Below are 12,142 nucleotides of genomic sequence, written 5' to 3'. Positions count from 1 at the left end.
TTTATTAGCGCGAAACCGTATCGACAATGGCGACAATCGCCAGGTCGATAGCTTCGTTCGCGCCGCTAAAAACATGCCGGGCGCTGGAACCCCCGGTAACCAAAACCAGTTCGCCTTCACCCGCCCCAACGGAGTCCACTGCAACTTCTTCGCGCTGTGTTGGGTCTGCTTGCCACGGTGATTCGGGGGATACTCTGCGAATCAGCAACAGTTTTTTCCCTGTCAGGGAAGGCGATTTTTGTGTCGCCACCACAGAACCTGTAACCCTTGCCAGTTGCATATTTCACTCCTGCCTGATCAGTTGAAGTTGATGAGGAGCCAGTGTTTCTTTTGCCAGTGGGGTAATGTGGGTCTGCCGGGAAACAACAACCCACCCCTGTTTTTTCGTGGCGATATCCCGGTAACTGACCAGCGCTTGCGGGAGTAGCCATATAGCGTGCCCCTCCAGGTCACTGAATGTGACGGGCATTCTTGCAAGTGCCTTAACAGGCAGGCTGGGCAGCAATTGTGGGTGCAAAGAAATATGCACTCGCAGCCCCCAGGCCAGCGCACCCAGTACGCTCTGTATGGCAGGAGAACCACCACTTTGCCCAGCCAGTTGCGCCAGAAAATGGTTATCCGCCTGGCGGATATGCACTTCGGCATAACGAGTGAAATCTGCCGGTGCCAGGCATTGCACCAGTTGCTGCGGGGAGGTGGTGAAAACCTTGTTCTCCCTGGCCGTCAGGCGGGCAATGACCTCGGCAACCACACGGGTAACCCAGCTGGCAGAAAGCGGCGACGGTAGGTGTTCACCGCCTGAAATGCTTTCTGGCAAAGTGGCACAAGGCTGTGGTTGAGTCATGGCCGCACCAGCCTTGCCTCACAGCCGGGCAGGTCTGCGCCTGCAGCATTGGCTTCATCGGTATCGATATGGAACTCAAGCCGCATGGCCTCCGAAACCCGTATCATCACGTCGCCAAATACCAGAGCCCGCCCGTCACTTTGCACAGCAACATTGACGGACTGCCCATGAACTACGCCCAGCACCAGTGCATCCAGCGGTGACATATGAATATGGCGTTTCGCCACAATTACGCCTTGTGCCAGCATGACTTCACCGTAAGGGCTGGTGAGGCGAATGCCCGGCGTACCGGCAATATCACCGGAAAGGCGCAACGGTGCATCAATCCCCAATATGCGTGCGTCACTGCGTGAAATTTCAACCTGGCTTTTACTGCGAAGCGGCCCCAGTAACCGTACCCGTTCCAGGCTCCCTTTCGGGCCGGTTAACGTGACAGTTTGTGTGGCTGCAAACTGCCCTGGCTGTAGCAAGTTTTTTTTGACCGACAACGGTTCATTGGGGAATAAACACGCGTAGTCGGCCTGGCACAGGTGAAGATGACGGCTGGATACACCCACCGGAAGCGGGCGTACCCGCATTTCATCCAGTACCTGAGTGACCACTTTTTCCAGGTTCGCTTTATCCATCCTGCTATGCCTTATTTTGAGTAATGAATACACTGTGCATGTGGTTCACCTTTGCGCCGCGGGCAAGCCGGGTCTGCACATAAATTGCAGGTCGCTGTTACCGGGGGCGAGTCTCCCTGTTCAGGTGAGCCATCGCTCACGGCTGGGGGCTCGTCCTGGCTGAATGTGCCGGGTTGTGGTTGTTCAGCTGGTAAGGTGAGGGCGCTGCCTGCGACCGGAGATTCCGGTTCGGCTGTGTCGCTCCCGGCATCAACGGGTGCCAGAGGAGCGACAGGGGCTAAGCCAGGTTGTGGCGTTCCTGTTGGTGAAGGTGCTTTAGGGGTACCGGGGGTGGGGAGAAAAACAGCCAACCCTTCAGCCGGGCGAGCAATTACTTTGCTGGATACCAGACCCTGGTGCTGGCGAGCCAGTGCCGCGCCTGTAGCAATTGCCGCCTGAACAGAGGCAACATCACCCAGCAATTTAATCACGGTCCAGCCACCGCCACGGGCTTTCTCCAGCCCCGCTAGTGAAACACTGGCCGCTTTAGCCATGGCATCTGCACAGTTAATTGCCAGTGCCAGACCACTCACTTCCAGTAACCCCAAAGATGCTTTCACGTTGTTCTCCCTTACCTGCCAGATCAGGCTGATGTGGGTAAAATTGCTTCTACATCACTATGTGGGCGCGGGATAACATGGCTTGATTTCACTTCGCCCACTGCGCTGGCAGCGGCAGAGCCTGCATCCACGGCGGCTTTTACGGCACCAACATCACCGCGAACCATCACAGTGACCAGCCCCGACCCGATTTTTTCATAGCCGACAAGTTGCACATTGGCCGATTTGACCATGGCATCTGCCGCCTCAATGGCCCCAACGAGACCTTTTGTTTCTACCAGACCCAGTGCGTTATTCATGCTGCAGTTCTCCTGTTGATAATCAATGGGTTACTTAAACGGCAACCCTTTAACCAGCCGGGCAGCATTGTGGCCGGTACGCCTGGCCTCGGCTGGTGAATCTGTGGTTAACAGCCGGAACAGCGGGGTAGCCGCGTCCAGATGCTGGTAATGCACTAGCAGTTGCTGTGGATCGCAGCCAATACCAACCCGTAATGGCGACTGGCTGGCTGCTTGCCAGGCGAATTCCGCCAGTAAGTTTTCGTCCGGTGCGGGGTACCAAACCCAGGGAATGCCTTCTTCTTCTATCCCCCACAACACTTCCTGCCAGTGGGTTTCGGTGGTATGGGAACCCAAAACCACAATGGCTGGTTTCTCTTCTGCCAGAGTCATAAATGCCCCCCAGGGTTACCCGATAAAATCAACCCAGTGGCGACAGCGTTACGCGGGCCTTCACAGGCACGGATATTCCCTCGCCCGGCAACCAACCGGAAATGGGCCAGGGCATCGGTAATCAGTTGCGGAATTTCAAAATCCAGAGCAGAGCCGCCTACCAGAACTACAAACGGAATATTACGAATGTTGCCTCCAGGGCTGACACGCTCGAGCGCTCGCAATGCATTGGTGACAAACACGCGCTGCTTGGCACTGCGCCGTATCTGGCGCACTTTTTCCAGTGAGTGGTCACCGGGAAGTGGAAGCAGTTCGTCAGGTTTCACCACACATAAGCGGGCAAAGACCTCTGGCGAGAGTGCGGAGGGAAAAAACTGCACGCTGCCATCTTCATGGCGCAGGTGAAATAAGCTTTCAACTTTCGCCAACGGGTATTTCTTGATTTCTTCCGCCAGGTTACGGTCATCCAGCCCCAGTTCGCGGTTGATTATCATGGTGACCATATCCCCGGCACCTGCTAAATGGGTGGCGATGATATCGCCGTCACTATTGATAATTGAGGCATCGGTGGAACCCGCTCCCAGGTCAAGAATGGCCAGTGGACGGGTTGTGCCGGGGGTAGTCAGCGCACCTAAAATTGCCGCCTCGGCTTCCGCACCGCCAATCTGTACTTCTACGTGTAGCGTCTGCTCAATTTCCCGGGCAATACGCGCCATTTGCAACCGGTCCGATTTCACCATCGAGGCAATACCCACAGCCTGCTCCAGGGCAAATTCGCCAGCCAGCCCACCTGTAACACTGACCGGAACAGCTGTATCAACAGCCAACACATCCTGAATAGCAATCTCACTGGCAGGCTTATTGGTGAGTTCCGCCATGGTTTGGCGCACATGCTCCAGCATGCCACCAATATTTGAGCCCGCTTCCCCGGTAACGTTATCCAGCGCCGGAAGTGAATTAACTGCCTGCATAATGGCTTCTGCGCCAGCAGCAACATCAACCCGGGCTGTACGCCCGCCAGCCTGTAATTCAAGGTGGCCCGCAGGGATCGTGCGTGCTTTTACGTCGCCTTCAGGGGTTTTAATCACGACCGCGGAGCGGTTGCCAATTAATGCTCGCGCCATGGGCACCACGTTCTGTGTCTCTTTGGCATCCAGGCTGAAAACGGTGGCGATACCGTAGGGGTTAGACAATGTTTCAATCACCCGGCCGGGCAGGGCGACCTCAACAGCAGCAGGCATCCCTAATGGAATGCGTTCAATAAATTGCACTTCGTCCACAATAGGCAGTGGGTGTTCTAACCGGTTACTCACCAGAACACCGTCGTCGCGTTGTAGAATAACGCCGGTAATGGCGAAGCCTGCCCGCCGTGCAGAGTTCACTATTTGCGCTACATCGGCAAAATCAAAACCGGCGGAAACCACCAGAATGTAATCCTGGTCTGCCGGGCGTGACATCAGTTCATCAGGTGTAATAGTCAGCCCCACTCCCAACCCAGCCCCCCCTGGGGTTTTAGGGTTGTGCCCAATCATGGTGGATTCAGTAATGATGGTTTCTGTTATCGTTTCCATCGCTACATCGCCAATCACGGGCGTTGCTTCATTAATACGAATTAACGCTATATCACTCAGGGGAATATTGGCTTTTTGGCTTGCCTGCTCCAGGGCTTCACGCACACCAAACACATTGCGCAATGTGCCCTTTATTCCTGTAGTTTCCGCCAGAGCACTGGCTACAACACGCAGTTCACCGCTGCTGTGCTGGCATGCCAGTGCCACTTCCGTAGAGGCGTTGCCAATATCAATACCTGCGATATAGCGCATAAATATCCTCTGACTGTTCAGTCATCACCTTTGAGTTTGCGGCGTTGCACATAAAGCTCTGCCGCTTCCCGCACAAATGCAGCACAGGTTTTTGCGTGGTAGCTGTTGTCCAGGTCGTCGGCAATGGCTATCAGCTCTTCTTTGGTAGACCGGTAAGGGCGCAGAGCGTTGTAAATCTCCAGGATACGGTCATCCGGTACGGCCGTGAGTTCAGCGGCACGCTCAAAGTTCATTGCCAGCCGGTCTCGCCCGGCATCACGTGCAATGGCTGCCTGAATACGCAGCGTTTCCGGTGTAATACGCATATCCTGGGCGGTAATTTGCCCGGCTTGCACACTTTGTAACGTAATGTCATCCAGGGTTTTATTGGTGGATGTCTTCACCCATTCCGGGTGTTTATTTGCCAGCGGGTAATCACTAACGCGTGCCTGGTTTTGGGCGCCAGTGCTGGCTGCAGGCGGCGCAGACGTGCCCGGAGCATGTTCAGCCAGGTTATTCATACGGCTAAGCACATCCCGAACCATGGTTTCAATTGCTTCAGCGTTCATCCTGTTCTCCCTCATAAACTCACACGCAGTTCCTGGGCATTTTTGCCATTCACTACGTATTTGGTTTCTTTAATGTGCAGAATGGCGGATTTCGCCTGGTATTTGGGCCGCGCCATCTGGTCATTGAGGGTTGGCACTGGTTGCGGTGATTCATTACGCGCATAGCGCGCTGCGTTTTTGCCTATTTGCCGATAAGTTTCCAGCGTTAACAGTGGTGCCTGGGGGAACAATTCCAGGTTAGACAAAGGCGGTAAACCACGCTGGTGAATTACCGTTGTACCTTTAGACTGAATACCCACAGAGATACCAGAACCACTAAGCCGGTTACCTTCGACTGCCACAAATGCCACATCAGAAGATTTAAAGCAGCGGATAACACGGGCTTTGATGCCTTCTTCTTCAATACCAGCAATGACTTCGCGCAGAATACTTTTGTGCGGGAGCCCCACTATGTTCACGGTTTGCGACAACCCAAACGCCGGGCCAACTGCAATTACCACTTCATCTTTTGCTGTGCCAGGCCGTGCCTCACCGGTTTCTGTCAGGAATGAACCCTGAGGTTGTGAAGGGGCGGTTGACACGCTGGGGGAAGAAGCCGCAGGTTGAGTAAAAGATGCCTGGGTATCTGTGGCCCCCATTTCTTTCAACACATCTTCAATTATTTGCCGCAGTAGTTGCTCATTGATTTCCATGTTTTTCCCCTTAACCCAGCGTATTGGGATCAAGCGCATTCGGGATATTTTTGATTTCATCCCAACGAGCGCCTTCCAACCGGTAGCCTGTTGCCGGGCCAGCGTAATCATTAACATCGTTAACCGCAGACAACACCTGGCCGTCGCCAACAATAATGGCGGAGGTATGCAGGTAATCGCCGGTGAGCTTGGCTTTCTGCATATTCAGCATGTCCTGGGCGACATCGGGGAAGCCCCCTTGTGCCAGCGCCTTAACCACTTCCAGACCATTGCGGTTTTTATTAATGATTTCCTGGGCGAATTTGATATCTTCGACAATGTTGCGCTCAGGCATATCTTTGGAGCCGTGAGCGTAAGTGGCTGCCTCCACTTCATCATCAGTAATGGGGGGCAGGCCCATACCAGCAAATACAGCCTGTAATGCACGAGCTGCTTTATTTCGTACCGCAACCACATCTTCTTCACGTACCGGGCGTAACCCGCCATCAACTTTCAAGTCCCTTTGAATGACGTTGTAATCGTCGAAATCCTCGGCATCTTCATTGGAACCGGCAAACATGTTGTCGTAGTTCGGCACAGCGGAATAACCGGAAGAGATAAAGTCGGTACCCGGCAGGAACTGCATCAGGAGGCGTGCGGTTCTGCGCATGTCTGAGTGAGTAAAGGTCTGGTCGTTACTGGAGGCGCATTCAAGATCCAGTGCTGAACAAATTAAGTTTTCGGCCAGCACAGCACGAATACCTGACGGCACTGCAGAAGGTACACCAATGCAGCTAACTGAGCCGTTTTGCAGCCCTTGAACCCCTGCCGCCTTGGTGATGTAAATACAGCGTGCTTCGAGATACAGCATGGATTTACCCTGCGCATAACCCATTTGCACTTCCGAGCCAGAGCCCGATGTAAAACGCATTTTCAACCCACGGGAAGCATAGGAAGAGGCCAGAAAGCCTTTCGACCAGGGGGTGTCATCGCCATCGGTGAAGACAGGTTCGGTGCCGTAAACTGAAATAGTTTCGGCATAGCAGGTGTGGCCCAGCATACCCAATTTCAGTTCGGTGGCTTCTTCCAGTGAACACTGGGTTAGCACCCCAGGCCGCCCAACCTGTGAACCCACCAGTAACGCAATCGCGTTAAAAGGCGCATAGCGGGCGACAGCGACAGTGGTTTCTTGTTCATCAAACCCGCGGTAGGCACCTTCAGCGGCATCGGCAGCAATTTGTACCGGGTTGTCTTTTACGTTAGTGACATGCGCTTGTTGAGAAGGGGTGCGTCTGGCGCGCATTTTCTGCATCGCCATCATCATTTCCACCACATTCATTTGCGACATCACATCAACAATTTTTGCCGGAGTCATGGCGGTGGTGAGGGGAACAATCTCGCTGCGTTTAATGTTCGGGTCACACAGCATGTTGGCCAGCTTGACGGAATCCATTGCCATGACTTCTTTTGCACGGTCAAGGTTAATACCGTAACGGGCAATAAAGTGATCAATCAGATCAAACTCAGCCTGCGGTTTGCCATCCAGTTCGGTGACAACGCCGTTTTGAATGGTAATAGAGGGTTTGGGATCATTCGGGCTTTCCATAGCAATAAAGCCTTCCTCGATCCATTCTTTTACAAAGCCGTCCTGGTTTACAGGGCGTTTCGCCAGCGCTTCAAAGCGTTTTGATTTCATGAGTGCCTCACCTGATATCAAATATATGAGGGGAAGTCATTTTTGGGCGTATCACCCATCGTACCCAGAACAGTTTTGCCGATTTCCCGGGCAGAGATAACGGCCTGGCGTACTGCGCCGGAATCACCGGATATCACCAGAATGGCTTCGTTACTGAAACTTGTTCCATGGGCCGGGGAGCTGTAGGCAACCACATCAACGTTGGCAGATTTCAACGCGGTATCAGCCATCAGGACACCAATGGAGGCAGGGGCACCTACAATGACACCGCAAGATTTGCCAACCGGTGCGCCAAATGCTTTTTCCAGCGCGTAGCTGGCACGGGCGGTGTACTGCAATTCGATATGACCGGCTTCATTGGCATACACATCGCCAAATGTCCGTTCCAGCTCTTTCAGGGCAACTTCGATGGCGCGTTTCACGTCAGAGACATCATTCGCCCCAAGAATAATCAGTGAGCCATGACCCGCACCGCCTTTGGTATCACGCGGCAGTTCAATGCTGACAATCTCGGTGTTAGTCGCTTTTACTGCTTCGTCTGCAGCCATAATATGTGGCCCGGCACCGGTACGAGCACCCAGAATGCCGATTGAGCGATAACGCTTTTCAAGCTTCATTGCTTCCAGCAATGCGCTGTCAACATTTGCGATAACCAGGCCAACGGTGTCACCGGGGGCCGTACCGACGAATTCGGTTAAACTACAGGTCTTTTCGGCCATAGCCTTTCCTCTCGGTTCTTGTGATTCAGGGGGAGATGCCGGCGATGTAGCGTGGTTAACTTTGGCAATCACCTGCGCCATGATTTGTTCCACCAGTTCATTGGTACTCATTGGCTAACTCCCTTGCTGGGTAGGAATTTCTCGACTTCCGAATGAGGGCGGGGAATGACATGAACAGATTTCACTTCGCCCACCGCTGCGGCAGCTGCTGCACCGGCATCGGTTGCTGCGGTTACGGCACCAACATCGCCACGTACCATGACGGTGACCAAACCGGAACCAATTTTCTCGTAGCCAATTAATTCAACGTTTGCGGATTTAACCATGGCGTCAGCAGCTTCTATGGCGGCGGTTAATCCTTTTGTTTCAACCATTCCTAGCGCTTCTTGTTGCATATAAACCTCGGCAAACCTTTTTAATTTTTTGACTATACAAATAAGCGACTGAAAATAATGGTTGTGTTAGCTGTTAATTATGAAAATTATTAACATGGCAATAATAAAAAATTGCTATAAAATATCTTATCTACATGATTTTTATGTTTATTTGTGTTGTTCGCTAATGGTATTTATTCGTTTTCAATGTTGCAGATTTACAATTTGTTTTCTGTTTTTTTTATATTTGCGATTCTTCTCGCAAAAATGTTTTTCTGCAAAAAATGGCTGCTTTTTGATATGGGTGATAAATGGGATGAAGGCTGCAAATAAATTATATTTTATTCGCAATATAATGTTGTGAGTTCAACTTGCAAACTAACGGTATACATCAGGCCAGAACTGGTTTAACTAAAAAAGTATGAGCAAAAAATTGTTATGAGTGGGCTAATTTTTGTATTTACCTGTATCGCAGATAGCCAACACTTTCCAGCCTGGGATTTCTATAGTTCAACGCGTTGTCTCTTGCTATTTTGCATGGCACCTGGTGTCGCAGTGAAAAGCTGTATAGCGAGTTACCCTGCCTGGCGTACTTATGCGCTGGTGAAACATCCGGTAAAAAATAGGTGACATTATGAATGATTCACTAAAGGTACAGTGTATTGCTGAATTTCTGGGAACGGGGTTGTTCTTATTCTTTGGCGCAGGTTGTCTTTGTGCGGCAAAGGTTGCTGGCGCAAGCTTTGGCTTGTGGGAAATTTGTGTGGTGTGGGGGCTTGGCATCTCCCTGGCGGTTTACCTCACTGCCGGGATTTCAGGGGCTCACCTGAACCCCGCGATTACCGTCGCCCTTTGGTTGTTCGCCTGTTTCCCCGGCAGAAAAGTGTTGCCGTACAGCATTGCCCAGATTGCCGGGGCATTTTGTGGGGCGGCACTGGCGTATTTTCTTTACCACAATATGTTCTTAGATTATGAAGCGGGCCACCAAATGGTGCGTGGTAGCAAGGAAAGCCTGCAACTTGCCAGTATCTTTAGTACCTATCCGGCCGCGGATATTAGTGTTTGGCAGGCTGCGTTGGTAGAAATTGTTATCACTTCTATTTTGATGTGCTTGATTATGGCGCTGACCGATGACGGTAACGGTGTGCCGCGTGGGGCTCTTGGGCCGCTGCTCATTGGTATTCTGGTTGCCGTAATTGGTGCTGCAATGGGCCCCCTGACCGGTTTTGCGATGAACCCAGCCCGTGATTTTGGCCCCAAAATTTTCACCTTCTTCGCCGGATGGGGAAAAATGGCCATGACGGGCGGCCGTGATATTCCTTACTTCATTGTTCCTATTATTGCGCCAGTGATTGGTGCCTGCCTTGGCGCCGCTTGCTATAGCTACCTTATAGGAAAGAACCTACCCTGCAATACCTGTAAAACTGATGAAAAGAAAACTGTCTAACCGGCTCGCAAAAAACGAAACAGGTGAAAATTATAAAATATTTTGTGATCCGTTTTCATGTAATTGAGTTTTTTTCTCCCAGGGAACCTGGTGGCCTGTTATGTTTAAATAAGCCCCAACCTGGGAGAACTTTAGTGCCTAAAACAAAAGTATTAATATTCTTTTTTAATACCCTTGTATTTTGTTAATCACGTGATTGAACTGATTGGTGGGCCCGATAAGGTTTAATCGTATGGTATTAACTTTGAAAAGATTAATTTTTAGTATGAAACCAGGTCACCGTTATTTTGTGACATACAGGTCACTCTGAGCCTGGGTGTTACTGGTATTATCAACGGTGGCAATGGCTGGAAGGGAGTATGTCTTTTGAGAATGGTACTACTCTTGCAGAGCATTTTTTGTATGCAATGAGCAGAATGGATAAAACCGCGTGGTCAATGAAACATTACGGTTAATTTTATTTAACTTTAATGTAACTTTAAATTGGGCATTGGTTGAATGTGCAGGCGGGAAAATACGCCTTTATAACCAGTCATATATCGAGCGGTTGAAGTGCACATTACCAACTGTTGTGGGCTGGTTGCAGTCTGCGGTTTTCTGGCTATTGCCTCATGGCATATGTTTCATACCCTCGTTGCTGGCTTGCATCATCCTGCTGGTGTTGTACCGCGGGAAGCGGGCTGGCAAAGATTTACTGGCAGGTGTCGTCGCTTAGTTCAACCGCAAAGCCTGTGGTCCTTCCCGATATGTCACTTAACAAAGGGCTGCTGGTGCAACTCAGTGATTCATGCAGCCAGTTGTGTTTCCAGGTTGCAGGCGGGTAAACCAATGCTGTTTATCCTTGAGAATTGGTACGTTACACCTCTGCATGGCCAGGCTCTGAGGAATAAGTAAAGTGCAGAAAATGAGAAAACTGGCACATTAGCACTGTGAGTTATGAAGTGTGAGTTGTGAAGTATGAAAAAATCATAAGAAGTAGAAGTATGTAAGGTGCGTACATAACAGGCCATGAAAGGAAAACACTCGCCTGTCAGGGCAGGCGCTTAATCACGGAAGATAACAGACTGAATTGACTGAGGGTTTTATCATGATTTCTGCCAGTGTGCTTAGCTCAGAGCTCATCAATAAAATTGCCCAGGATTTTGCACAGGCAACAAATTTAGCGGTAGTGGTGGTTAATATCCATGGTGAAGAGATCTCTGAACTTTTCAACTTCACGCCATTTTGCCAGTTAATGCGCCAGGACCCTGAACGGCACAGCCGCTGCCGTATGAGTGACCGCTGCGGCGGCCTCGAGGCATCTAAAACCAGTAACCCCTGTATTTATCGTTGCCATGCCGGGCTGACGGATTTTTCCATACCTTTGGTTATTGCTGGTCACCTGGTAGGCTTTGTTCTGTGCGGGCAAGTGCGCGTTCCGGATGATATTGAAATGGTTGATATCCTGCACCCGGTGGATGACCACTGGCGCACAGACCCAGTACTGGTGAATGAATACAAAAAAGTACCTGAAATGGATTATGCCCGGTTAACGGCATCCGCTGAATTACTGCGCCTGATTGTAGAAAACTGCCTGAAAAAACAACTGAGTTTGTTGGTGATTACCGATAACGAAGATGTGCAGCCTTCAGCAAGCAGAAGCAGGGCGCAAAACCCCCATGAAAGCAAAATGAAAAAAGCATTGCGCTACATTGAAGCAAATTTATCACAGGAACTGCGCCTGGAAGATGTGGCGGCACATGTATACCTTAGTCCTTATTATTTCAGCAAACTGTTCAAGAAGTATCAGGGAATTGGTTTTAACGCCTGGGTTAACCGCCAGCGTATGGAACATGCCAAAGAAATGCTGCGCCACAGTGACTGGAGTATTGCCAGTATCGCCAGAAATGTCGGTTTTTCTCAAACCAGTTATTTTTGCAAAGTATTCCGCCAGACTTACCAGGTAACACCACAAATGTTTCGTTCACTTGCAATAGAAGAGGCAGATTAACCGGTATTCAGTAACTGGTTAACCCGCATTCAGTAAATGTGTGGTGCCAATATTTTCCACAATAGTTTTATGTGGGTTTCCTGGTGTTTTGCCTGTTTTTTATCCATAAATGGTTGGCGAATATCTGAATGATT

14 protein-coding genes and 1 pseudogene are annotated in these 12,142 nt (G+C 50.7%); 3 read left to right on the top strand and 12 right to left on the bottom strand.

Annotation, left to right across the window (positions count from 1 at the left end):
* Positions 1–4: 4 nt before the first annotated feature.
* From LC084_RS09815 to pduA, 12 genes and pseudogenes are all read right to left on the bottom strand, one after another.
* Positions 5–280, bottom strand: a complete 276-nt coding sequence (locus LC084_RS09815) for a EutN/CcmL family microcompartment protein (protein ID WP_226570955.1) — start codon at positions 278–280, stop codon at positions 5–7.
* Positions 281–283: 3 nt separating this feature from the next.
* A complete protein-coding gene (gene pduM / locus LC084_RS09810) occupies positions 284–844 on the bottom strand; it encodes a PduM family microcompartment protein (RefSeq protein ID WP_226570954.1) in 561 nt (186 codons plus the stop codon).
* The gene (locus tag LC084_RS09805; protein ID WP_226570953.1) at positions 841–1,470 is read right to left on the bottom strand and encodes a phosphate propanoyltransferase; all 630 of its coding nucleotides are present in this window, start codon (positions 1,468–1,470) and stop codon (positions 841–843) included. Before LC084_RS09805 ends, pduM begins: the two co-directional genes overlap by 4 nt.
* Positions 1,471–1,772: 302 nt before the next feature.
* A pseudogene (locus LC084_RS23415) lies at positions 1,773–2,069 on the bottom strand (BMC domain-containing protein); the annotation flags it as partial.
* 23 nt (positions 2,070–2,092) lie between these two features.
* Positions 2,093–2,368: a propanediol utilization microcompartment protein PduJ gene (gene pduJ / locus LC084_RS09795; RefSeq protein ID WP_036115188.1), complete on the bottom strand. Its 276-nt coding sequence runs from the start codon at positions 2,366–2,368 to the stop codon at positions 2,093–2,095.
* Positions 2,369–2,398: 30 nt separating this feature from the next.
* Positions 2,399–2,740 carry a glycerol dehydratase reactivase beta/small subunit family protein gene (locus LC084_RS09790; RefSeq protein ID WP_226570951.1) on the bottom strand — a complete coding sequence of 114 codons (342 nt, stop codon included), beginning with the start codon at positions 2,738–2,740 and terminating at the stop codon, positions 2,399–2,401.
* Complete coding sequence (locus tag LC084_RS09785) at positions 2,737–4,563, bottom strand: diol dehydratase reactivase subunit alpha (RefSeq protein ID WP_226570950.1); 1,827 nt, start codon at positions 4,561–4,563, stop codon at positions 2,737–2,739. Before LC084_RS09785 ends, LC084_RS09790 begins: the two co-directional genes overlap by 4 nt.
* A gap of 17 nt (positions 4,564–4,580) precedes the next feature.
* Positions 4,581–5,111: a propanediol dehydratase small subunit PduE gene (gene pduE / locus LC084_RS09780; RefSeq protein ID WP_226570949.1), complete on the bottom strand. Its 531-nt coding sequence runs from the start codon at positions 5,109–5,111 to the stop codon at positions 4,581–4,583.
* Positions 5,112–5,122: 11 nt separating this feature from the next.
* Positions 5,123–5,803 (bottom strand): propanediol/glycerol family dehydratase medium subunit, encoded by a 681-nt coding sequence (locus LC084_RS09775; protein ID WP_226570948.1) that lies wholly within the window; start codon positions 5,801–5,803, stop codon positions 5,123–5,125.
* A 10-nt stretch (positions 5,804–5,813) separates the two neighbouring features.
* Entirely contained in the window at positions 5,814–7,478 is a 1,665-nt protein-coding gene (gene pduC / locus LC084_RS09770) for a propanediol dehydratase large subunit PduC (RefSeq protein ID WP_226570947.1), read from the bottom strand.
* A 17-nt stretch (positions 7,479–7,495) separates the two neighbouring features.
* Positions 7,496–8,308 (bottom strand): propanediol utilization microcompartment protein PduB, encoded by an 813-nt coding sequence (gene pduB / locus LC084_RS09765; protein WP_226570946.1) that lies wholly within the window; start codon positions 8,306–8,308, stop codon positions 7,496–7,498.
* Positions 8,305–8,592, bottom strand: a complete 288-nt coding sequence (gene pduA, locus LC084_RS09760; protein ID WP_036115207.1) for a propanediol utilization microcompartment protein PduA — start codon at positions 8,590–8,592, stop codon at positions 8,305–8,307. The genes pduB and pduA overlap by 4 nt, the downstream gene beginning before the upstream one ends.
* Positions 8,593–9,205: 613 nt before the next feature.
* On the opposite strand from pduA, the gene LC084_RS09755 reads away from it, so the two are divergent.
* From LC084_RS09755 to pocR, 3 genes are all read left to right on the top strand, one after another.
* Entirely contained in the window at positions 9,206–10,018 is an 813-nt protein-coding gene (locus LC084_RS09755) for an MIP/aquaporin family protein (protein WP_226570945.1), read from the top strand.
* A 611-nt stretch (positions 10,019–10,629) separates the two neighbouring features.
* A complete protein-coding gene (locus LC084_RS09750; protein WP_226570944.1) occupies positions 10,630–10,842 on the top strand; it encodes a hypothetical protein in 213 nt (70 codons plus the stop codon).
* Between the two features lie 263 nt (positions 10,843–11,105).
* Positions 11,106–12,008: a transcriptional regulator PocR gene (gene pocR / locus LC084_RS09745; protein WP_226570943.1), complete on the top strand. Its 903-nt coding sequence runs from the start codon at positions 11,106–11,108 to the stop codon at positions 12,006–12,008.
* Positions 12,009–12,142: the final 134 nt, after the last annotated feature.

The sequence above is a fragment of the Mangrovibacter yixingensis genome (assembly GCF_020523985.1).
Lineage (GTDB): Bacteria > Pseudomonadota > Gammaproteobacteria > Enterobacterales > Enterobacteriaceae > Mangrovibacter > Mangrovibacter yixingensis.
This window is presented reverse-complemented; position numbering and strand designations above follow the sequence as displayed.